Consider the following 22,037-nt stretch of genomic DNA (forward strand, 5'->3'; position numbering starts at 1 on the left):
GCCAGCTCGCACCTGCCGAACCGCCTCCAGTTTGAACTCCCGCGTGTACTGCGCACGCACTTGCTTGTCACTCATTGCTCAACTCCTTGTCGGTATTTTCAACAAGGGTTAAGAACTCCACTTTTCAGGGGCAACCTCAGAACGCCTCAAAGCGGCCCTGTCGCAGCAGGCGATCGACGCCTCGTCCGTCGATGAACTCCTCGCCTCCGCCCAGGAATGGCTCTTCGACAACAGGATCGTCCTGCCAGGCCAGCGTGTGGTGCTCGACCTGGCCCGATCTGCGTTTCAGGTTGTCGAGAACCTGGCCCTGGCAACAATTCGAGCAGCGGTCACTCCAGTACGCCTTCGCGCGGTGCTCAAGGTCATGCACGAAGAGAGTCCGACTCCTGGCATCTCGTTGCTGGAGTGGTTGAAGCAATCGGCCGGCAAACACGGGGTGAAGGGCCTCAAAGAAGTGAACTCACGCATTGATGCGCTCAAGACGCTGGGCGTGCACCTGTGGGACCTGCAAGGGCTCTCGATTGGGCGCATCCATGCGTTCGCCCAGGCCGTGGTCAATCGGCCGCCCTCCGAAACCGCACGCCGCATCGAGGACACCCGCTCAATCGAGATCGTGTGCTTCCTCAAGCACCTGCTCGGTGAGCTCAGCGATGAGGCGATTTTTCGGAACAATCGGCACACCAGCGATTTCGTCCACAGGGCTAAAAAGCGTGTCCAAGCCAAACAGGCACAGCGTGCAATCGAGTACCGCCATTCCATCGAATCGATGCGGAGCATTGCTGCGGACAGCGGGCGTGAGGCGCATGAACGGCTGGCAGCCATCATGGCGCTGGCTGACGATATGCTGGGCCGTCCGCTGGTCAGCCAGGCTGAGGTTGTCCGGGAAACCTTGACCGAGCAGAGCGCTCAGGTTCGCACGATCCTGGACGGCATGGGCTGCCTGGACTTAAAGGGCGATCCCGAGCATGCCGACAGCCGCCTGGTGTTGGCATTGCAGGCGCTGCGCGCAGCAGGCGCCAAGGAGCTTCCAGTTGACTTTGACACCTCCCTGGTCGAACCGAAATGGCGCCCCTTTCTCGATGTTCCTGATCGCAAGGCGGCACTCAGGGCTTTCGAAGGTTGCGCATTAATGCGCATTAGCAAAGGGCTGCGGGAAGGAAGCCTGTATGTGAACCACAGCGCTACCTACCAGAACAAGGCGAGTTTGCTGATTCCGCAGGACGAGTGGGAGCGCGACAAGGTCGCCCTCTGCGAAGCCTATGGCTTGGAACTGGATCCACGAAAAGCGCTTGACCTCCAGTACGAGCTGCTGCGTTCCGGCCTTGCCGATGTGGAGGTCGGGCTGGAAAAAGGCCTGCTTGAGATCGATGAAGACGGCTGCGTGCGTATACCTGCGATTCGCGCCGCGGAGGAAGACCCGGAACTTCGACACACGAATCAACGCCTGAGCGACTTGATTGGCGCAACCCAGCTGCCGGACGTCATTTTGGAGATCGACAGTCGGACCCAAATCAGCACCATGCTGCTGGGCCGCCAGCCGGAAGACGCCGAAGAACTCATCGCACTGTATGCGGGCTTGCTCGCGCACGGCACAGAGATCGACGCCAAGGCGGCAGCAGCCATGATTCCCGGCGTGCCCGTCAGCCGCGTATCGGCCGCCATGCGCATGCTCGAGGCGCCTGGCCGGCTGCGCTCCGCCAACGATAGCGTGGTGGCATTCCAGCAGCGGTTTCCGATCGTCAAGCTGTGGAGCGATGGGAAGAAGGCCTCCTCGGACATGATGGCGCTCGACGCAACTCGCCACCTGTCCATTGCCCGCACCGATCCCCGTCGCAAGACCGCGGCGGCAGGCATCTACACCCATATCCTGGGCAGCTACCCGGTCATCTTTGACCAACCCATCGTGTTGTTGACGCGCCAGGACGCGCCGGCAGTGCATGGGATCGAAGCCTACAACTCGAACAGCGAAGACCGCATCAAAGTCGACCTTTTGGCGGTGGACACCCACGGCTACACCTACTCAGGCATGAGCGTGGCCAAGCTGCTGAAGTTCGACTTGTGCCCCCAGTTGGCCGGCCTACCAGACCGCAAGATCTGGACACCCCGCTCGATCAAGGTGTCCGAGGCCCTCGAGCAAATCGCCATACCAGCCATCACAGAAAAAGCTATCCGGGAAGGCTGGGACCAGACTATGCGCCTTATTGCCTCGATCAAGTCTGGCCGCGTGAGCGTCGCTTGGGCGCTGGCCCGCCACGGGAGCGCAGCGGCCGGGGATGACGTTCGCCGCTGCCTGGACCAGTACGGCCGCCTGCTGCGATCGGTGTTCCTGTGCGACTATTTCACCAACGACGTCTTCCGGCGGGAAATCCACACTTTGCTCAACCGCGGTGAGTCGGTGCACCTCCTTCAGCGGGCCATCTACTACGGTCGAATCACCGCCGAAAGAGGCCGCCGCCGCGATGAACTCAAGTCGATTTCGGGATCGCATGCGCTCTTGACGAACGTCGTGATCGGCTGGAACACGATGAAACTGCAGGAAACCGTAGATCGTCTGAAGTCCAGCGGGCAACGCATTGACGACAGCATCCTGCGCCGAATCGGGCCGGTCCACTTCGGGCACATCAACTTCCGGGGCACCATGAGCTTCAGTGTTGCCCGGTATGCCAGCGTGCTTTTGAAGGGCGAAATGGCCTCGAAACGCGCTCCCGCAAAACGGGCCGAAAAATGACCCTATTTCGCCGTTTTGCATTTCCGTCTGCAAAATCGGAAAGCTGCTCTATATAAATCAACGACTTAGCGCACCCTTGCATTTCGCCATTTCATTTATTCCGTGCAAAAAAGGAAATGCCCGACTAAATAAGTAGGCTATTTGGCGCTCGGCGGAGAAGTCGTTCAGGGCGCAAATTATTCCGTTGGCGGCCCAACGTTTACCCCCGCTTGCGCCAGTTGCCCAAGCGTCACCAGCTCAGAAGGCATGTGGAGCACCCGGATGTTGGCGAGCGCCTGTATCGCGTCGCGCTTGGACCAAATGTCTGTCTTGTCGCTCGTGAGAAAGACCGAGCAACCGGCCTTGGCCGCCGAATCGAGGTGCTGTGCGTCGACCTGGGCGCCCAACAACTTGCGTAGCGGTTCGAAGAGAGCGGACGATTTGTAGTCGTTCCAGGTTCCAGGAGCCTCTTTCCAACTCAGATTGCTCTGCTTCCAGGTAGCGCCCGAGCCGGGGACGAAGGTCTTGACCCGGCGATTTCGCTGCTCGAAAGGAAAGTAATGGGTTTTCAGAAGGCCCGCAGCCTCCAAGGCGGCCACTTCCTTGAGCATTCCGCCGGTGTCCACATACACGAGAAGCATCTCATCTCCCAGAATTTGATGGGCTCAGTGGCTCACGGTTGAGCGAGCTCGTTGCGTTGGGTGCCAACGAACATCGGTTGAGTTGCCCGCCAGCCTTCAGCTGGCAAGATTCGTTTGCAGGTCGGCTTCAACTGGGCCAGATGCGGATGGCTCTCTCCTGGAGAGTCTTAAATTCGCCGAGCGTCCCGCCAGGCTGATCTTCAATGAATTTGGTCCCCTCGTACTGGGCTTCGTTGGCTGACTTCAAGACCCAATTCCAGCGGGCCAGGGCTCCACGCTTGTCCTGCCAGGGTTCTTCGAAGTCGTTGCCGTTCACCACCACCAAGCAGTCGATGCCGCTCGGCTGGGGCAATGCCGCGCGCACAGCGGCGAGAAACCCGGATGAGCCGAACACAAGCAGGTCTGTGTCCGAGCCCGCCTGGGCTCGGCCACTGGCCTGCGAGCCGATCAGCCACACCGATGAAGGCAGTACCGGGAGACCCGTCAGGGAGTCGACGAAGGTGCGCACGTAAGGGGCAAGAATCGGCTGCATGCTGGCCTTTGGTTGGAGAGTTGTCCAGACAACGTCAGAGGCCGCTTTCGAAGCGCTCCTGTAGTCCCGCGGTTGGGACATCAAGGTACCTCAATGCCGACTCCATGTCACGCCATCCAACGTACTCCATCATCTCCTTGATGTCCCACCCACTGGCGCGTGCCCATCCGGCAAATCCGCGCCGCAGCGAATGGCTCGAGTAGCCCTCGGCAGACTCGACGCCGGCGTCATGGAACATCTTGCGCAGCAAGGGAATCAGGCTGGTGGGGTGCATGGGTCGATCGGACATGTGGCCCCACTGGTCGATGCTGCAGTACACCGGGCCCGCCTGGCGGCCGCTGACGTCAATCCATTCCAGGTAGGCGTCCACAGGACACAGCCGGGACAGAGCCGGGCAATGGAAAGTGCGGCCCTCCAACGCGCGATCCGTCTTGCTCCTGTCCAGCCTGCAGGTCAGGCCTGTTCCGGCAACGGCCGTCACGTTCTCCACTCGCATGTTGACGATCTCATCGGATCGAAACGCGCGCCAGAAGCCCAGCAGCACAATGGACCGGTTGCGCGTCAGTTGCAGCAAGGCTGTTTCATCGCCTCGTTCGCGTGCCGCGCGCTGCTCGGCTTGCAGCCAGTCGGAGATCTTCTGGAGCTGATCGAGCTCCAGTGGTCGCGCCTGCTTTTGCTTGGCCGGGTGCTTCGCCACAATGCCCCTGAGCACCTTGCGCACCACCGGTGTCTTGGTCGGGTCTGCAAAGCCCTGTTCTGCATGCCAGCGCGCGAGCGCCGCCAGCCTTTGCCTCAAGGTGCTGACCTTGTGCGTGCTCGCGTAAGCCACGAGGTAGCGAGCCACTGTATCGCTGGTGGCCGGCAGAAGCCCTTTCCAGTCCTGCTCGAAGTGCTTGATCGCAGCTGCGTAACTTCGCACCGTGGTTTCACGGTCGGCAGCCTGCAGATAGTCATCCAGTTCACCCACCACGCCTCCTTTGCACTCGGCCCCGAAGCCGCATCTCACCGAGAACAGGCCCACCTGCCGGCACTATAGGCGTTCGAGCCGCTTTCACAACGACCCGCGGGCCGGGTCCGTCAGAAATATCCCGCCTACGTGTTTCGGGACCTCTTCAACTGCAAGCTGCGTATTTCGGATCTCCTGGACAGCCGGCTCGGTACCGTGGACACCGAGTTCGACACCGCGGTCGGAGGTCGGCAGATTGTCTAACTCTTCGCTGAGTAACAGTCGGGGCGGTCGGCTAGACTTCGGCAATCGGTCAGACGCGGCCATTTGGGAAGTGAAAGTCAACGACCGCTCCAGGCTGATCTCCGACACTCGAACCTAACGCCTGAAAGTTCGCGTGTTGCGCAACTGGTCATTGGCCGAGCAGGGTCTCAAGCGACCGCTTTGTTGCTCAGACCGGTCACTCTATTGATGCGAGCCGGGCAAGGTAGCAGGAGCAACTGATCACACCAAGGATGAATTGGTTCTCCCGACCCGCTGCGGTCGGTGTTGATGTAGGCAACGATCCCAGAAAACCGTCCGAGAAACCGGGGGAATCCCACCCCGGATACTTGGCGGCACGGCTTATCGGAACCATTGCGAAGAGCATCCGCAGTTGGCCCGCGGGTCCGAAACACGTAGCCAAGGTCTTCTCAAAGAATTAGATCGGCCAGAACCATAGAACGTCCAAAAGCATTCTCTGGTGTGGTGACCTCATGGCTGCACCGAGCAGTGCGAAGCTGCCACATGAGCCGCTCGGTGCGATGCCTCGTAGTGTGCAAGCGGCTCATTACCATTTAACGCAACGAGCAAATTTTCAGCAGCCTGCAACTCGATGGCTCGGCGAACCTTCTTCACCGCCGAACCAATGTGGGGTGTGAAAACCGTGGAGGGGTGTTGCAAGAGTTCCGGATGAATCTGGCGTGGACGGTCTGCCAGCAGCCAGTCTTCCATCTCGTACACATCGGCGGCGTAGGCACCCAGGCGCTCGTCCTTGAGCGCCCGTGCCACGGCAGCCTCGTCCACAACCGAGCCTCGCCCAATGTTGACCAGGATCTGCCCCCGCCGAACACCTTCAAGCATGGTGTCATTGACGAGGTGACGCGTTACGTCCAGCAGCGGAACGGCCAGAATGACATAGTCGGATTGCGACAGGGCCTCACCCAGGCTCACCATGGTCAGGCGTTCGTCATCACCATGCGGGTCCACGCCCAGCAGTTGAGCGCACCCGAAGCCACAGAGACGGTCCACAATGGCCCGCCCAACGGCGCCAAGTCCGACGACCGCCACTATCGAGCCGTGCAACCCCATTCCGTACAGCTGGGGACGCCATCCTGCGTAGCTCTTGCGAACACTGACGTCACCTGCCAGCACATGGCGCGCGGCGGCGATGGCCAGCCCAATGGCGAGTTCTGCCGTGGGTTCTGTGAGCAGGTCAGGAACGAAGCTCACGCTGACACCGGCTTGCGCACATGCCTTGAGGTCAAAGTTGTCATACCCCTTCAGGGCGCAAGCGATGGTCTTGAGCCTGGGAGCGTGCAACAGGGTTCGCTGATCTACCCGGTCAGGCATGAACGCCATCATGGCGTCGGCGTCCTTCAGGTGGAGGTAAAGCTCTTCCTCGCTCCAGGGCTCAGGCCCTTGATTCATCACTACATCACCGGCGGATCGAAGACGCGCCAGAACTGCTTCATGGATGGGCTGCGTCACCACAATTTTCGGCATCATTACCTTCCTCTCTCTTTCTATTTCAGATGTTTGCGAAGCGCCGACCCAATGCCGTCGACCACGAGCACGCATATGAGGATGGACAGCAAAATGGCGGAGACTTCGTCGTACTTGATCAGGCGCAGAGCCGCCATGAGTTCAAAGCCAATGCCGCCCGCACCCACGATGCCCATCACTGCCGATGCGCGAAAGTGATATTCCCATCGGTAGATGGTGATGTCCGCCAACTGGGGCAAAACCTGCGGTAACACAGCATGGGTGATGACCTGAAACCGGCTTGCGCCCGCGGCCTTAGCGGCCTCCAGAGGTTTCGGGTCCACGTGCTCTATGGCTTCGGCGTAGAACTTGGCCACCATGCCCGTGGAATGCAGGGCCAACGCCAGCACACCAGGCAATGCCCCAAAGCCCACGGCCGCGACGAACAGAATGCCCAGGATGATTTCAGGCACAGACCGAAATGCAGCCAAGATGGTTCTGACGATTCGCCCACCCACCGCATTCGGCGCGGTGTTGGGCGCCGCCACCAGGGCCAGCGGCAACGACGCCAGAACGGTCAGCGCCGTGCCTGCGATCGACATGGCTAAGGTGTCACGCAATGGAATGACCCAGTGCTCCCAGCGCTCGAAATTCGGCGGCACCATCTCAGAGGCCAACTGCTGAATGGCAGGAGCCCCTTCGATGAAACGCTGCGCGTCAAAGAAACCGGTGACAAACAATGCCAGCGTGCAAACGAGCAGGACTACGCAGGCTGCGCCCAGCCGTCTGAGTCGCCGCTGTCCGTCAATGGCAATGATGGATTCCAAGGCTACCGATGTCATTTCATGCGTCCCAGATCAAGCTTGAGAATCTGTGCTGTGTCGCGAAGAATGTCGTAGGCCTTGTCATCGGTAGCGGCAAAGGCCTCGATACGGAATGATTTGAGAATCTCGGCGTCCTTCATCTGAAGAAAGGCGGCTCGGATGGCTTCCTTGAGCTCCGGCGTGAGATTACCTTGCATCGCAATGGGATAGTTCGGAATGGGTGCCGACAGTTCAAGTTGCACAATCTTGTTGGCATCCACCATGCCCTTTGCGATGAGGTTGTCCAGAATGGTTTTTGACAGAGCGCCGGCGGGAACCTGCCCTGCCTGAACAGCTCGGGCCACGGCATCGTGCGTGCCCAGGTGAACGGGGCGGTAGTCAGTCTCGCCGTTCAGTTGGTGGTTTTTAAGCAAGTGCGCGCGCGGTGCAAGGTGACTGGACGTCGAAGCCTGATCGCCAAAGCCAAAAGGCTTTCCACGAACGTCAGCCAGGGTCTTGACCGGGCCGCCTGCCGTGGCGATGAGAACCGACTGGTAGGTCGGCGAGCCGCGCTCCACGCCAACGGCAAATGGCTCAATGTTGGGCGCCTTGGACTTGGCAAGCACGTAAGAGAACGGTCCAAAGTAGGCGACCTCGATGCGGCCGAAGCGCATGGCTTCAATCATCGACGAGTAGTCCGTGGTCACCGTGACCTCGATTTCCTTCTTCAGGGTCTGCTCCAGATACCGCTTCAGAGGCTGTGCGTTCTGAATGATGGTGGCGGCGTTTTCGTCCGGCAACAGTGCAACGCGAAGCTTGGAAGGATTTTTGCCCTCGGCATGGGCGCCAAGTGGCAACAGGGCGGCCAAAGTGACGGCAGCGATAAATTGGAAACGGCGACGATTCAGCACGGTAAAAACTCCTTGGATTGAGAGGGGGAATCAAATTGACTGCCCATGTTGGCAGGTGACGACTTCGCGTACAGGGCAGACTGGGCTTCTTCCGTCAACTGCGCTGCTGTCCCGTCGAACACCACCTGGCCCTGGCGAAGGCCCACAATGCGGTCGGCGAACATGCGCGCGAGGTTGACTTGATGCAGACTCACGATGGCCGTGAGTCGGTCTTTCTTGCAGATGTCGTGAAGCAGGGTCAACACACTCTGCGCGGTCGCCGGGTCGAGGCTGGCCACCGGCTCATCGGCCAGCAGCAGGCGGGGCTTTTGCACCAAGGCACGCGCAATGCCAATGCGTTGTTGTTGCCCACCAGACAAGGTGTCTGCCCGTGCTAGGGCTTTCTCAAGCAGGCCTACGCGGTCAATGGCCGCCAGCGCCTCCAGCTTGTCAGCCTTGCTCCAAGGCCACAACGACGCCAGAGATCCGCGGGTGGCGAGCTTGCCCATCAACACATTGGCCAGCACGCTTTGCCGCCCGATCAGGTGGTGCTGCTGGAACACCATGCCGCAGTGGCGCCGATGCTCAAGAAGGTTGCGTTTTGAGACGGTGCCGCCCGGCAGATCGGCCACCGACACCTCTCCGTCTGTGGGGCTAACCAAGCCATTGATGCTGCGCAGCAGCGTTGACTTTCCCGCGCCCGACGCGCCCAGCAGCACAAGGAACCCGCCATGCTGTACCTCCAGCGAGGTGGGCGCAAGCGCTGTGTGACCATCGGCATAGGTCACCGTGATACCCCGCAAGCTCAGATGGCTCTCGCGAATTGCAGTTTTCATAGCTCGGTTTCATTTGTTGTGGTGCGCTAGACGCACACCAGGACTCAAGTGGTCAGAGGTATCTCTCGGGAAAGAGGAGGTTCTGGAAGAAACAGCTTCAGTGGAAGCACAGCTCAAGTCTGGGTGACCAAGGTGTCATGAATATGAAACTTTCATCCCTAAAAATGAGGACACCCATAGATCACATCAATGTCTGGACTCAGCCTCCTCGCAGCCTTGAAGGCCTTTGACGCAACGGCCCGAGCCGGCAGCATGACCGCTGCCGCGAGAGTGCTCGCTATTCAACAACCGACTGTTTCTTCACACATACAGCGCCTGGAGGTCGACTTCGGCGTAGAGTTGTTTCATCGGCGCGGGCGGCGGCTTGAACTCACGTCCTTTGGACGCACTCTGTTGAACTACACCCGGCGTACCTTCAGTGGCGAGGAAGATGCGCACGCACTGCTCGCTGCTGCGAAAAATCAATACGTAGGGCGACTGGTCATCCATGCCATCGGGCCGCACAACGTGCTGCCCGTGTTGAAGCTGTTCATGAAACAGTTCCCCCAGGTCAACGTGGCTGTTGGCGTAGGCGACTCGCGAACCATCACCGAAAAGATTCTTGACTACCAGGGAGACGTGGGCATGGTGCTCAATCACGTCGCTCACCCAGATCTATTTGGCGCGGCTTACCGTACCCAGCGATTGGTGATATTCGGCAACACCCAACACTCACTCGCGCAACGGGCCACTCTCAAACTGCGTGATCTGCAGGGTCAGAGGTTCGTCATCCGAGAGGAAGGATCGACGACCAGACGCGTGTTTGAACAAGAACTAAAGGAGCGAGGCGTCGAGGTGCAGGTGGCTCTGGAGATGGGCAGCCGCGAGTCCGTTCGAGAGGCGGTGGCGGAGGGGCTGGGCCTAGGCGTCGTGGCGGAAACAGCCTACAGGCCAGATCCTCGCCTTGTTAAGTTAACTATTTCAGACACCAGCATGGCGACACAGGTGCACTTCATCTGTAGAAAGGAGCGGCATCAAGCTCCTCTGATCTCGACCTTCCTGGGTTTGGCGCATAGCGTAAGTCAGAAAATTGCCTAGGTATGGAACTTGGATTCCATGCAGCCGTGGGGCATGGGACCGAGGGGCAACTGTTCGCCTGTAGGCCGACTTAAGTTAAGGGTTGTAGGACGCCCGTAATCGCGCGGCGATCCCATCTTGACTGCGGGGCGCGGTCGTGTATCTGAATATGCGCTGTCAGGCTGACTGCCAGCGGTATGGCAGCAGCTCGCCGATCTGGGTGGCGGGCTGCATGGGCAGGCGTGCCATGACATCGCGCAGGTAGGCGTAGGGTCGTGCCCGTTCATGGGGAGACGTGTGCTAGACCATGACTGCAGCTCCCTCGATACCGGTCATCGATGCTGCCGCGCTGCTGGGTGAGCCAATGACAGCTTTGTGCCAGGCACCGTGAACTCAGGTCACGGCCGCGACCGACAGCAACCGCTGCAAAGCCGCCACTGAGCGGTAGCGTGCGCAAGGACAGCCTCGGCCGATAGCGGGAGTCTAGCTGGTCGCGCGAGTGTCCTGTATCACCCAAGAAGGCGACTCGGCGAAGCTGCTCATCGGCGACGACCTGGGCATGGCCACTAGAGCCGTTCTCGGTGTCCAGTTCCCGCCGTTGCGGCTGTCCAACTCAATTCGCCCCCGCTGACCAGCAGCGACCGAAATACGCAGCAAGCCACAACGCCGGCTACCAAAATGCGCGTTGGTCGATGCGTGAAAGAAGCGAGGCGAGCACAACCAGCGACTGGCCGTCAATGTTCATCGGGGTGCTGCTTGCCCCCATCGGAACCGCGCCTTGGGAATGCTCCATGGCTCGCGCCATCACCTGGTCGACCAAGCTGATCCTGGGCACCAGAACGTACCGCACGTCGCAGTTCAACCCATCTGCAATCTTGGCCAGGGTGTTGAGAGAAATTGAGCCATCAGCTTCCGACTTTTCAAGCTGCCTGACTCCTTGCGGAGAGATGCCGATGCGTCGACCCAAGGTCTCAGAGTTCATGCCCAGAGCCAGGCGCACAGTCTTCACCCACCCGCTCCTGGGCGTGCCAGGACCCTGCAGCTTCGCTAGTTCGCGAAACTGGCTGTCGAGTTCAACCAAGCGGGAAAGATCCAATCGATTCTTCAAGGGCGAGTGGCAGCGAAAGTTCAAAACAACACTCTGATTGCGCAGATGTCTTCGCAAGGCAAGTGGGAGCTTTCCATTTGCGCTGGACCGCCTTGAAACGGGTTTTGCGCGGAGAAAGTTCAGCTATCTTCGCACGCTCAGTCCCAAACAGGACCAACTAGTCCCCTAAATATTTGACGAGTATGTTGCAGTTAGACAAAGAACAGATCGGCCATTTCAGCGAGATGGACCTGGAAGAAATCCTTCAAACCGGTGGCTTTGACGCGATCCTTCCAAGAAGCCTCAGCGACGGCCAATTGGTGTGTGTTTCAGATCAACTTCGGGCCATGCTGTGGGGAGAAGGCACACGAGGTCCCGACGGCGAACCCAATGCAGCGATCGCGATGGCGTTGCTGTTGATAGCAAAGGCACATCCGTCGCCTCCCGTAAATGGCGAACTCATTTTTGAAGGCAGCCTTGAGCAGTTACGCGACGTGATGATGGTGCTCAGCATGGCCGCAGACCGCGAGATCGTGAACAGACTGCTCAATCGCCCAAACGACGACGAATCGTTGTCCATGCTGACAGGAATTGAAGCCATCATGGTCGGAGACAGTTCTCCATCTCAGCCCAAAAGGGCTAAGCAACGTCCTCAGGCAGCAGTGTAGAGAGATCGGTTCGAACTGACTTCAGCACCTTCTCAATCGATGCTGCATCGAATCTGCGCGCGTATGCCACTGCAAGGAGAGTCATTGGATGAACCTGCAGGCCTTCAGCGAGGTGCTCCACCATGCCAATGCTGGGGAGCTGCTCGCCCTGCTCGAGACGCCCAATGTGCCGCCGGCTGATCGCCGGTGTCAGATCCTCCTGCGTGAAGCCGCGAGCGTCGCGCAGCTGCTTGAGCGCGCGACCAACAGCAGCTTTTGGCGGATCTGACTTTCGAGTGGGCATTCACTCGATTTCCGCCGATGGCGACTTAAAAGACCACGTCCAACTAGTCGCATTCTGGTGGCAATTTGCTGATTTTCACTTCTGAATGGCTGCTGCGGAGTCCTCAAACCTGAGTCTGCTCAACCTTGGACTGATCCTAGATCTGGACAAAAAGCACGGCTGCAGCTCACTGCAGCGAACCCACCGCAAACGGGAACCACAGCCTGTTCGCCTATCCGATCAAAAACAAGGTCCTGCATCGTGCAGATTCAATTTCTCAATGAGCGTCCCGCCCCCGATGTTCAAGTTCAGCCCGAGGTCCAACTGGACCATTGGCGAATCCTTCAACGTGGAACCGGGACGCTGCACATCGTCGCGATGCTGGGCCCCATGACACTCAGAGTTACTTCGGCCTTGGCTGCCATCGATCTTGCGAGCGCAATGGTCAAGACGGAATCGGGTCGCAACTATCACCTCGCAGCACCGCCCGAAGAAGACATGGAGCTGCGGATGTTGATGGAGCTGCGTGGCAAGCTTGCCATCGGGACGGTTTCTGCTGACGTGAGCGATGGCGTCTGGCACGCGGTGTCTGTCGGCTCGTGGCCAGACCATGGTGGCGGGTTGCTGCCACCCTTGCAATAGTTCCGTTTCCTAGCTAAGCACTATGCATTTCAACGACGCACTGAACCTATTTCAGCGCACGCTGGCCACGGAGCGATCCCGGCCCGATGTGCACGCAGCGTTGCTGGACCTGGCCAGGCCCGACACCATCAACGAGGCCAGCTCACAGATCTTGAGCGCCCTGACCCGCGGCGAGCGGGTCTGGATGACATCCGATCTGCACCTGGGCCACACCAACGTGATCGAGTACAGCAAGCGGCCTTTCTTCGATGTCACGCAGATGAACGAGCACCTCGTTACCCAGGCCCAGAAGGTCAAGGATGACGAATGGCTGCTGATCCTCGGGGACCTTGCCATGGGCGACCACGACGAGGCCATGGAATGGATCCGACGCCTTCCGGGCCGCAAGGTCCTGGTCCTCGGGAACCACGACCTCAAGCGCAATGGCAAGTGCCTCTACGTGAGGGAACGCGCGCTGCAGGGGCGGCAACCACTGTTCGAGGCAGTGGTCCCATTTCTGTTCTGGCAAGACATGCTGGATCGGACCGTGTTTGCGAGCCACTACCCGGCGACGGTGGACCACGGTTTCCGCAGGCTTGTGAACTACCACGGCCACTTGCACCGCGACGTGCTGGCTCCCACCGAAATCACCCATTTTGTGAATGTGGGCTGGGACGTCACCCAAGGATTGTTATGCCTTTGAACCCTCAATCCTTCAGTAAGCGATTCGAGCCCGAGCGCAGAGCGCACATCGACAGTCGCAACCGCATCCCCTTGCCGCCGGGCATGGGTTGGAAGGTGGGAGCCCGCGTGTACTTCTCGCTGGCCAGGAGTAGCGCTGACGGGGACGAACCACCAGAGTTCGTGATCACAACCAAACCAAGGATGCTGCTGAAAGGGAGATTGGTTTCCGCACGCATTCAGCGCGCTGGCTTCGTGCCGACGGCCAGGGCGCGCAAGATGCCTCGCCGCAGTTGGCCATGAGTCCGCGCAACGCCTACACGGAGCCTCCATGAAACTGCTCGTTTACTCGGACCTGCACCTGGACCTGTGTCCCTTCAAGCTGCAGCTGGACCCGGACTTTCTCAAAACCGTCGACGTGGTCGTGCTGGCAGGTGACACCACCGAAGGCACGGGCGGGCTTCGCTGGGCGCGTGAGACCTTTTCGGACAAGGCCATCATCTACGAGGACGGCAACCATGAGTTCTACGGCCAGCATTGGGACAAACACATCGATGTGATGCGCAAGCTGGCCAAGGACCACGAAGTCCACTACCTGGAGGACGATGCCGTCGTGATCGACGGCGTGCGGTTTCTGGGGTGCACGCTCTGGACGGACTACGCACTGCACGGCGCCAATGAAAAGTTGATGGCGATGAACACAGCGCGCCATCGCATGAGCGACTACCAGCGGATCAAGATTACTCGCCCACTGGAGATGTACTGGCAGCACAAGCACCGCCTGATTCCGGCGATGGCTGGGCGCCGGCACGAGGCGAGCAGGCAGTGGCTGGATGAACAACTGGGCATGGGTGATCCAGAGAACACGGTGGTGGTCACCCACCATGCACCGCACGCCCAGTCGATCCCGGAGGAATTCCAGGGGCACCCGCTGTCACCTTGCTACGCGAGCGACCTGGACGCGTTGATGGGAAAGGCCGGTACCTGGATCCATGGGCACATCCATGAGAGCCTGGACTACCAAGTGCGGGGGACCCGGATCGTCACCAACCCCAGGGGGTACAGGCTCCGGGGCGGTGGCATGCAGAACCCGGAGTTCCGGGCGGATTTCTGTGTGGATGCGGACTGAACGCGGCTGAAAGCACGCGAAGAGCTCATCACCGATGGCGTACTCGCCGGCGCCACTTGCACAATCGCAATGAGAGTATTTAAAGGATCATCGACATGAGCATCAAGCCAATCATCGCCCTGGATGCGGATGGGGTGCTGCTTGACTATGGCCTGGCCTATGCCTCGGTCTGGGATCGGGCGTTTGGCCAGCGCCCCGTCGAGCGGGACAAGGACGCTTATTTCCCGTTTCACCGCTGGGCGGTTGAGTTTCTGGACGGGGATCGCCTGGCAGCATTGCGGACCTGCATGGACGAGCAGTTCTGGTCTTGCGTGCCCCCCTTGGAGCGAGCTGTTGATGCCTGTCATCGGCTGCACGATGCGGGCTATGAGCTGGTATGTGTCTCAGCTCTGGCCCAGCAGTTCGAAGCGGCGCGCCTCAAGAACCTGCGGGATGCGGGGTTTCCGATCGAGCGCGTGATCGCAACGGGAGTTGCTGCAGGAGCGCGAAGCCCGAAGGCTGATGCGATTGAACAACTTGGGCCAGTGGTGTTCGTTGATGACTTCCAGCCGTACTTTCGTGGGATCGCTCCGAGCGTCCATCGCGCACTGATCTGCCGCGGTCCGAACGGAAGCCCCAACGTCGGACCGGAGCTCTCTCAGATCCATTCCTTGCACGCTAATCTGTGGGAGTTCAGCGAGTGGGTGCGGGTCCATGGCAGCTTACTGCCGTCAAGGGCGGTGTAGATCCCTGTGGTAGGCCGATTAACTAGCGCTTAAAGGCACGAGGCCACAAGGGCAATCGGCTTCAGGCAGCTGACGCCGGATTTCACCGGGCGTACGCAAGGTATTGGCTTGTCTGCTGGTGTTTGCACGTGCCTGCATGCTGGTGCGCAAGGCCCCTATTTCTTCCAAGACCGCAACGTCAGGGCGTTGGTCACAACGCTCACACTGCTCAAAGCCATGGCGGCACCTGCCACCATCGGGTTCAGCAAACCAAACGCTGCCAATGGGATTCCCACCACGTTGTAGGCAAACGCCCAGAACAGGTTCTGCCGGATCTTGGCGTACGTACGCCGGGAGATATCAATGGCATCCGCGATCAGTGCCGGGTCACCACGCATCAGCGTTATGCCAGCTGCGTGCATTGCCACGTCGGTGCCAGTGGACATGGCGATTCCCACGTCCGCTGCCGCCAGCGCGGGGGCGTCGTTGATGCCGTCGCCTACCATGGCGACGACCCTGCCTCCTCCCTTGAGTTGCGCAATGATGCCGGCCTTGCCCTCTGGCAGTACATCGGCACGAACCTGGTCGATGCCTAAAGCGCCAGCCACCATCGCTGCGCTACCCTGGTTGTCGCCGGTCACCAGCACGGTCTTGATACCCAGGGCTTGCAATTGGGCAATGGCCTGCTTCGAGCTTGACTTGACGGTGTCACCAAACGCCAGCATCCCGAGTACCTCTGGCGCGTCGGTCACATCGGCCAGCCATGACACGGTACGCCCTTGGTGCTGCATTTGCGCAGCGGCTTCCGCAAGGCTTTGCGTGTCGACCCCCAACTCATTCATGTACCGGGTGCTGCCCAAGCGAATCTGACGCCCCTTGACTACAGCGGACATCCCTCGGCCAGCCACGGCGGTTACTTCGGTGGCCCGGGGCACCACGATCCCCTGGGTGCGCGCGGCGTCCATCACGGCCTTGGCCAAGGGATGCTCGCTGCCGTTTTGGATGGCTGCGGCAAACGGAAGCAGATGCTCCTTGCCGCCTTCGGCGGGGACAGCGGCTGCCAGAGTCGGCTTCCCCTCTGTCAGGGTGCCGGTCTTGTCGAATGCCACTGTGTCGATGCGGTGCGCTGTTTCAAGTGCTTCGGCATCCTTGATCAGAATGCCATGGCGTGCCGCCACACCAGTGCCCGCCATGATCGCGGTGGGGGTTGCCAAGCCCAGAGCACAAGGACATGCGATGACGAGCACTGCTACGGCGTTGAGGATCGCTTGTTCCCAGTTGCCCGTGGCAATCCCCCAGCCCATCAGCGTGAGCACGGCAAGGCCAAGCACCACGGGAACGAACACGGCACTGACTTTGTCCACCATGCGCTGGATAGGTGCCTTTTTGGCCTGTGCCGACTCGACCATGCGCACGATGCGCGACAGCGTTGACTCGGCGCCGATGGCGGTCGTTTGGACCAGCAGCAGGCCTTCCGCGTTCACTGCGCCCCCCGTCACTTTGTCTCCAACATGCTTCGCGACAGGCAGGCTCTCACCGGTGATCAGCGATTCGTCCACCTGGCTGGAGCCTTCGACCACCGTACCGTCCACCGGAACTCTTTCCCCTGGGCGAACGACCACCGTGTCGCCCACTCTCACCCGCGCGAGCGGCTGGTCGATGTCGCCCTCAGGTGTGCGCACACGCGCCACTTCAGGTCGCAGAGCATGCAGCGCCCGGATGGCCGCCGTGGTTTGCCTCTTGGCCCTTGCCTCCAGCCACTTTCCCAAAAGGACAAGCGTGACGATGACGGCGGAAGCCTCGAAGTACAGATGGGGCGTTCCATGCTCCGCGTGCTTGAACAGTAAATACAGGCTCAGGCCGTACCCAGCCGAGGTACCCAGCGCCACCAGCAAGTCCATGTTTCCCGCACCTGCGCGCAGCGCCTTCCAGCCTGCACGGTAAAACCGCGCACCCAGCCAGAACTGCACCGGTGTAGCCAAAGCCAGCTGAATCCATCCGCTCAGACTCCAATCCTGGCCAAATACCATGCCCAACATGGGGAGCACCAGGGGCACAGACAGGAATGCGGCGAGCGCGACGGGCCACCAGGGCTCTGCATGGCTCTTGTGGTCCGCAGGCGCATTCGCATCCATCACCTCGGCCTGGTAGCCGGCCTTCTCGATGGCCGCAACCAGACGTTCCACCGTCACGCCCGCATCAAAGCGGACTTGCGCGCGCTCTGTGGCCAGATTGACTTCGGCATGCGTCACACCGGGCACGGCCTTCAGGGCTTTTTCGACGCGACCGACGCAGGAAGCGCACGTCATGCCACCTACGGACAGCTCCACTGACTCTTCGGCCACCGAGTAGCCAGCCTTTTGCACCGCTGCGGCCAGAGTGGAAGCCGCAACAGATGAGGCGGCCACCACGCTGGCACGCTCGGTAGCGATGTTCACAGTCACATCCTGGACGCCAGGCACGGCTTTGAGAGCCTTCTCGACCCGCCCGACACAGGAGGCGCAGGTCATGCCGAGGATCGGCAGGTCCAGGATTGCTGTTGGTAGGGATGTGGCTAGCGTCGCATCATGGGCAGCGGAATTCATGGCGGGTCTCCAAGTGAAGTTCAAACCCGGCGTTGGCCGGCACAGGGCGAACTTTCAGGGTTGACACGGGGGCAGACACAAGCGGGCCAGTTGCGCTTAGCGCGGACCATGCAATGCCTTGACCTTGCCCCCGTGACAAGCCACAGACTGGGCCCCTCTTAACTTTCTCCCCGAGGTGAAACATGCATGAATTCCAGCTTCCCGACATGACCTGCGGCCACTGTGCAGGGATGGTGAGCCAGACGCTGCAGATGACGGACCCTGGATGCAAGATTCAGGTGGACATGCCCAAGCGCACGGTCACAGTGCAAAGCACAGAAGACCGCCAGACGCTTGCAGAGGCACTGACCGAGGCTGGCTACCCGCCCGCCTGATCTCCCGCCAGTACCGGAGAGAGCCTTCGCGGGTATTGACATTGACACGGTGGCAAGGCACAAAGTCCTGGCTATCGTGTTTTACCCAATGCGCAGGAGCGACCATGACCGCACTCATGAATATCGGCGACGCTGCCAAAGCAGCGGGCGTATCGCCCAAGATGATCCGCCACTACGAGCAAACGGGCCTGTTGCCCCAAGCGGAGCGTAGCGAGTCTGGCTACAGGCTGTACAGCGAGCGAGAAGTCTCGGTGCTGCGTTTCATCCGGCAGTCACGCCGCCTGGGGTTTTCGATGCCGCAGATCGCTCAGTTGATCGGCCAATGGGGTGACACCCAACGCAGCAGCCGCCAAGTCAAGGCCATTGCAGAGCGCCACCTGGCGGACCTGCAGGAGAAGCTGCGGGAGATTGTGGAGATGAAATCGGCACTAGAGCAATTGGTCGCGGTGTGCGCAGGCGATGATCATGCCGACTGCGCGATCCTGGACAACCTGGCGGCCGGCAGCCCCACGAAGCCAAGCCACAGCGCAAATTTCGTCAAACTGCGGCGACGGAACTCTAATGACAGCCGCAGCCCAGCGCTTGAAACGCTCGCAACCGGCCACCTGGATCTCATGACTTGGATGCGTGGCGTCCACATCCATCATGGCAATCATTGACTGAAGTAAATCCAAAAAAGTAAAAATTCGGAATAAGCTCCAACCTGTATGCCGTTACTGGCTAATAATCCGAATTTTCCGCAAATTCCCGTCTACTTGCGACCGCAAAGTAGATTGTGAACAGCAGTTGCTGCTATTGCGGCGTGTCCTGTTGCCACGCTAATCTGGTTTAGGCCATGTGCAACATCCCCGATGGCAAAAAATCCCTCTAAAGAAGACTGCATATGATCATCAACTTTAACCTGCCCGTCCACGTCAAGATGCAACTTTAGAAGACGCGCCATTTCGTTGTTCGGATTTAGCCCCAGTGCGGAGTAAAGAACGTCGAATGATGCTTGAGAACCGTCGCCAAAAACACCAGAAACTCCGTATTCGGCGAAAACCAGAGAATTAGGACTTCCATCAAATATTTTTATATCTCTCTCGGCTAACAACTCCATGTTTTCCGCAGCAACGCCATCAGGGAAATTGATGTAGGTCAAATCTTTGGCATAGTGATGGATAAAAATAGCCTCATTCACCCCGTGGCGACCTGCTCCCAGGACAGCAACTTTTTTCCCAATAGCTTCGAAGCCGTCGCAAATTGGGCAATAACGAAGAAAAGCGTTTTTTAAAGCCTTTTCATGTCCTTCAATTTGAGGCACAACATCTGTGGAGCCGGTTGCGAGGATAACTGTTTTTGCGAAATAGCTGACGCTGTCTGAACGTATTTCAAAGGGTTGAGTTTTGCCCTTTGATATTTCACTCACCACGCCGTTCCTGATGGAAGCTCCAAATCTGCCAGCCTGAAGATGTAGCCGTTTCAGTAGCTCTTGTCCGTTTACACCAGACGGAAAGCCTGGGTAATTCTGCGTGGAGGGGATTAGGGATAGCCGGCTGCAGCCAGAGTCGATCACAAGGACTGTTCTGCAGAAGCGATTGAGATAAATCGCAGCTGTGAGACCGGCGGCACCGCCGCCGACAACTACACAGTCTAAAGGTGAAAGAAAATCATTTTCCACTATACTCCATTCGAGGAAGGTTCAATCCATGTAGCAGTCGCCATGAAACATAGTAGTAACACTTCAACGACAAAAAAGAGCTCAGTCCAGTTAAAGCATTCAATTCTCAAGATTTTTAGAAACAGCCAGATGCCAGGCAGGATATTTACCGAGATACGTTCCCAGCTACCAAATCGTAACCTTTATCTGTGACGGCTAGCACCATTGCCGTGTCTTCCTCAGGCGAGTCCGCGTAAGTAAATTCAGCTCGCACAAGTCCGCTGTGCTGCAGTTCTTCAACCAGGCTCGCTTGCGAACCGCACACAAGCACTGGCAACGGGCAGTCCTGTAGAGATCGCAGCATTGCCGAAGCCGTAGCTACCTCATTTAGTGCGGGCGAAGCAGTGGCCTTGGCCAACTGCGCGCGCACCCATCGAGTGCCTCCAAGGGCCGACAGCTTGCAAAGCTCCTGCCAGGAAAGCAGCATGTTGAAGGCAACTGGGATTTCGGCATCGGGACCCATGTTCCACGCAACCAGGTCAAGCGGGGGGCCTTCTGCAATGCGCTTTTTCGAACGGGCGATTTCGCCCGTCTCCATGTGAACGATGTGCGCCCAGTCAGCCTTGACAGAGTTGCCAGCCCAGAGGCACTGCTCCAGAGTCCCTCGGAGTACCAGGTCCCACCAACCACCGCTCGTGTCCTCAGCCAGATTCGCAAAAAGCGCGTAGGTCACGTCCGCCTCATCTGTTCATTCTGATGGATTTCAAAGGCGGTGTTTTTGGACACGAGTCGCAGGCCGATGCTATATCGGACAGCGGCAGGAGGACGGTCATCTCCCTCCTGCCGCGCTCCGCGTGCATTACTTGGGGGTCGTTCCTTGGCTCGTTTCCTTGTGTGGCTTGGATTCACGTTCGTTGGCCTTGTCTTGGCCGCGGGCTTCCGACTTGCTGGTGGCGGCCACTCCCGAGCCTTCACCCCGCGCCGTGCTGCCATCGTTCGTGCGCTTGACAGGGGTCGCAGGGCGGGCCTTCTTGTGTTCCTCTCCGTGCGCTTGCGCCTTGGAGTTGGTGTTCGGTGTGGCTTCCTGGGTGTCGCCGGCCGCGAAGGCGGACGATGCGGCCGTCAGGGCGAGAGCAATGAGAACAGTCTTCATGAGTTTTCCTTCGCGGCATCGCCGCATGGGTTCCAAACTGCGCCCCCTGTCGTGGGGGCTCCATACAAATGGGCAGGGCTTACTTGGCGGCCTCAATGTCCGTGACGACCATTTTTCCGCCTTCGCTGACCACCATGAAGCGGACCTTGTCGCCCACCTGCACCTTGTCGAGCAGGCTCTTGTCCTTGGCGTTGAACACCATGGTCATGCCCGGCATCTCCAGGTGCTTGATGTCGCCGTGCTTGATGGTGATCTTGCTGGTGTCCTTGTCGATCTTGCGGATTTCTCCATCGGTCATCGAGGCCGCAGCGGTGGAGGACTTGGCGGCATCGGTTGCAGCTTGGGCAATGGCCGAGACAGGCAGCAAGGCGGCCAGAGACAGCAGGACGGCCGCCACAGCGGTGTTGGTTTGCTTCATAAATATTCCTTGTTCAGTGGGTTGGCGCACCAACACGGGGGTTACTTCTTGGAGACCTTGACCTGGCCCTTCATGCCTGCGTCGTAGTGGCCTGGGTACAGGCATGCGAAATTCACATCACCGGCCTTGGTGAATTGCCAGATGATTTCGCCCTGCTTGCCAGGTGCGAGGGAAATCTTGCTCGGCTCGTCATGCTCCATTTCGGGGAACTTCTTCATGGTCTCGTAGTGCTCCTTGAGCTCGGCCTCAGTGCCCAGGCTGAACTCGTGCTTGACCTGGCCGGAGTTCTTGATCACGAAGCGGATGGTCTCGCCCTCCTTGGCGGCGATGGTCGCCGGCGTGAAGCGCATGGTGTCGGCCATCTCGACGTTGACGGTACGGCTGACCTTGGCGGCTTTGCCGGGCTGACCGATGGCGGACTCTGCGTCTCCATGGGCGCCGCCGCCAGCGTGGCCACCACCGTGGTTGCCGCCAGCAAAGCTGTTGAAGGACAGGGCCACCAGGGCGGAGGTTGCGATCAGGGAAAGGGTGCGTTTCATAAGTACCTCGTGGAGTGAATCAG

24 protein-coding genes and 1 pseudogene are annotated in these 22,037 nt (G+C 59.4%); 9 read left to right on the plus strand and 16 right to left on the minus strand.

Annotation, left to right across the window (positions count from 1 at the left end; genetic code table 11):
- Positions 1-172 precede the first annotated feature (172 nt).
- Positions 173-2,728, plus strand: a complete 2,556-nt coding sequence (locus ACK59X_RS28880; RefSeq protein WP_409962011.1) for a Tn3 family transposase — start codon at positions 173-175, stop codon at positions 2,726-2,728.
- Between the two features lie 176 nt (positions 2,729-2,904).
- Here the strand turns inward: ACK59X_RS28880 and ACK59X_RS28885 are convergent, their stop codons facing one another.
- From ACK59X_RS28885 to phnC, 7 genes are all read right to left on the minus strand, one after another.
- Entirely contained in the window at positions 2,905-3,348 is a 444-nt protein-coding gene (locus ACK59X_RS28885) for a hypothetical protein (protein WP_409961975.1), read from the minus strand.
- Positions 3,349-3,475: 127 nt separating this feature from the next.
- Entirely contained in the window at positions 3,476-3,880 is a 405-nt protein-coding gene (locus ACK59X_RS28890; protein WP_409961977.1) for a hypothetical protein, read from the minus strand.
- A gap of 34 nt (positions 3,881-3,914) precedes the next feature.
- Positions 3,915-4,847, minus strand: coding sequence for a tyrosine-type recombinase/integrase (locus ACK59X_RS28895; protein WP_409961979.1), 933 nt, complete (start codon positions 4,845-4,847; stop codon positions 3,915-3,917).
- Between the two features lie 732 nt (positions 4,848-5,579).
- Entirely contained in the window at positions 5,580-6,593 is a 1,014-nt protein-coding gene (locus ACK59X_RS28900; protein WP_086926348.1) for a phosphonate dehydrogenase, read from the minus strand.
- A gap of 17 nt (positions 6,594-6,610) precedes the next feature.
- Positions 6,611-7,411 carry a phosphonate ABC transporter, permease protein PhnE gene (gene phnE / locus ACK59X_RS28905; protein WP_409961981.1) on the minus strand — a complete coding sequence of 267 codons (801 nt, stop codon included), beginning with the start codon at positions 7,409-7,411 and terminating at the stop codon, positions 6,611-6,613.
- The gene (phnD, locus tag ACK59X_RS28910) at positions 7,408-8,283 is read right to left on the minus strand and encodes a phosphate/phosphite/phosphonate ABC transporter substrate-binding protein (protein WP_024815577.1); all 876 of its coding nucleotides are present in this window, start codon (positions 8,281-8,283) and stop codon (positions 7,408-7,410) included. Before phnD ends, phnE begins: the two co-directional genes overlap by 4 nt.
- The gene (phnC, locus tag ACK59X_RS28915) at positions 8,277-9,098 is read right to left on the minus strand and encodes a phosphonate ABC transporter ATP-binding protein (RefSeq protein WP_035242057.1); all 822 of its coding nucleotides are present in this window, start codon (positions 9,096-9,098) and stop codon (positions 8,277-8,279) included. Before phnC ends, phnD begins: the two co-directional genes overlap by 7 nt.
- A 189-nt stretch (positions 9,099-9,287) precedes the next feature.
- Here phnC and ACK59X_RS28920 point away from each other — a divergent pair, with 189 nt between their 5' ends.
- Positions 9,288-10,175, plus strand: coding sequence for a LysR substrate-binding domain-containing protein (locus ACK59X_RS28920; RefSeq protein WP_086926349.1), 888 nt, complete (start codon positions 9,288-9,290; stop codon positions 10,173-10,175).
- A gap of 156 nt (positions 10,176-10,331) precedes the next feature.
- Here ACK59X_RS28920 and ACK59X_RS28925 read toward each other — a convergent pair.
- Together ACK59X_RS28925 and ACK59X_RS28930 are read right to left on the minus strand one after the other, a co-directional pair.
- Positions 10,332-10,441, minus strand: a pseudogene (locus ACK59X_RS28925) (transposase domain-containing protein); the annotation flags it as partial.
- A 383-nt stretch (positions 10,442-10,824) separates the two neighbouring features.
- A complete protein-coding gene (locus ACK59X_RS28930; RefSeq protein ID WP_409961983.1) occupies positions 10,825-11,235 on the minus strand; it encodes a helix-turn-helix domain-containing protein in 411 nt (136 codons plus the stop codon).
- Positions 11,236-11,444: 209 nt separating this feature from the next.
- On the opposite strand from ACK59X_RS28930, the gene ACK59X_RS28935 reads away from it, so the two are divergent.
- A complete protein-coding gene (locus ACK59X_RS28935; protein WP_409961985.1) occupies positions 11,445-11,909 on the plus strand; it encodes a hypothetical protein in 465 nt (154 codons plus the stop codon).
- Here ACK59X_RS28935 and ACK59X_RS28940 read toward each other — a convergent pair.
- On the minus strand, positions 11,881-12,192 hold the full coding sequence (locus tag ACK59X_RS28940; protein ID WP_409961987.1) for a helix-turn-helix domain-containing protein: 312 nt from the start codon (positions 12,190-12,192) through the stop codon (positions 11,881-11,883). The two genes, ACK59X_RS28935 and ACK59X_RS28940, sit on opposite strands and share 29 nt — an antisense overlap.
- Positions 12,193-12,432: 240 nt before the next feature.
- Here ACK59X_RS28940 and ACK59X_RS28945 point away from each other — a divergent pair, with 240 nt between their 5' ends.
- The 4 genes from ACK59X_RS28945 to ACK59X_RS28960 all read left to right on the plus strand — a co-directional run bounded on the left by ACK59X_RS28945 (position 12,433) and on the right by ACK59X_RS28960 (position 15,327).
- Positions 12,433-12,813 (plus strand): hypothetical protein, encoded by a 381-nt coding sequence (locus ACK59X_RS28945; protein WP_409961989.1) that lies wholly within the window; start codon positions 12,433-12,435, stop codon positions 12,811-12,813.
- Positions 12,814-12,835: 22 nt separating this feature from the next.
- A complete protein-coding gene (locus ACK59X_RS28950; RefSeq protein WP_409961991.1) occupies positions 12,836-13,495 on the plus strand; it encodes a metallophosphoesterase in 660 nt (219 codons plus the stop codon).
- Positions 13,496-13,804: 309 nt separating this feature from the next.
- Positions 13,805-14,602 (plus strand): metallophosphoesterase, encoded by a 798-nt coding sequence (locus tag ACK59X_RS28955; protein WP_409961993.1) that lies wholly within the window; start codon positions 13,805-13,807, stop codon positions 14,600-14,602.
- Between the two features lie 95 nt (positions 14,603-14,697).
- Entirely contained in the window at positions 14,698-15,327 is a 630-nt protein-coding gene (locus ACK59X_RS28960; RefSeq protein ID WP_409961995.1) for an HAD family hydrolase, read from the plus strand.
- A gap of 155 nt (positions 15,328-15,482) precedes the next feature.
- Here the strand turns inward: ACK59X_RS28960 and ACK59X_RS28965 are convergent, their stop codons facing one another.
- A complete protein-coding gene (locus ACK59X_RS28965; RefSeq protein WP_409961997.1) occupies positions 15,483-17,891 on the minus strand; it encodes a cation-translocating P-type ATPase in 2,409 nt (802 codons plus the stop codon).
- A gap of 182 nt (positions 17,892-18,073) precedes the next feature.
- Here ACK59X_RS28965 and ACK59X_RS28970 point away from each other — a divergent pair, with 182 nt between their 5' ends.
- Together ACK59X_RS28970 and cueR are read left to right on the plus strand one after the other, a co-directional pair.
- Positions 18,074-18,265 carry a heavy-metal-associated domain-containing protein gene (locus tag ACK59X_RS28970; protein ID WP_057267483.1) on the plus strand — a complete coding sequence of 64 codons (192 nt, stop codon included), beginning with the start codon at positions 18,074-18,076 and terminating at the stop codon, positions 18,263-18,265.
- 104 nt (positions 18,266-18,369) lie between these two features.
- Positions 18,370-18,924 (plus strand): Cu(I)-responsive transcriptional regulator, encoded by a 555-nt coding sequence (gene cueR / locus ACK59X_RS28975; RefSeq protein WP_409962000.1) that lies wholly within the window; start codon positions 18,370-18,372, stop codon positions 18,922-18,924.
- 92 nt (positions 18,925-19,016) lie between these two features.
- On the opposite strand, the gene ACK59X_RS28980 is transcribed toward cueR, so the two are convergent.
- The 5 genes from ACK59X_RS28980 to ACK59X_RS29000 form a co-directional block, all read right to left on the minus strand.
- A complete protein-coding gene (locus tag ACK59X_RS28980) occupies positions 19,017-19,925 on the minus strand; it encodes an NAD(P)/FAD-dependent oxidoreductase (protein ID WP_409962002.1) in 909 nt (302 codons plus the stop codon).
- A gap of 145 nt (positions 19,926-20,070) precedes the next feature.
- Entirely contained in the window at positions 20,071-20,637 is a 567-nt protein-coding gene (locus tag ACK59X_RS28985) for a hypothetical protein (RefSeq protein ID WP_179684619.1), read from the minus strand.
- Between the two features lie 126 nt (positions 20,638-20,763).
- The gene (locus ACK59X_RS28990; RefSeq protein WP_179684620.1) at positions 20,764-21,057 is read right to left on the minus strand and encodes a hypothetical protein; all 294 of its coding nucleotides are present in this window, start codon (positions 21,055-21,057) and stop codon (positions 20,764-20,766) included.
- 79 nt (positions 21,058-21,136) lie between these two features.
- The gene (locus tag ACK59X_RS28995; protein WP_179684621.1) at positions 21,137-21,475 is read right to left on the minus strand and encodes a copper-binding protein; all 339 of its coding nucleotides are present in this window, start codon (positions 21,473-21,475) and stop codon (positions 21,137-21,139) included.
- A 41-nt stretch (positions 21,476-21,516) separates the two neighbouring features.
- The gene (locus tag ACK59X_RS29000; protein ID WP_179684622.1) at positions 21,517-22,014 is read right to left on the minus strand and encodes a cupredoxin family protein; all 498 of its coding nucleotides are present in this window, start codon (positions 22,012-22,014) and stop codon (positions 21,517-21,519) included.
- Positions 22,015-22,037: the final 23 nt, after the last annotated feature.

The sequence above is a fragment of the Acidovorax sp. genome (genome assembly GCF_046339755.1).
Taxonomy (GTDB): Bacteria; Pseudomonadota; Gammaproteobacteria; order Burkholderiales; family Burkholderiaceae_C; genus Acidovorax.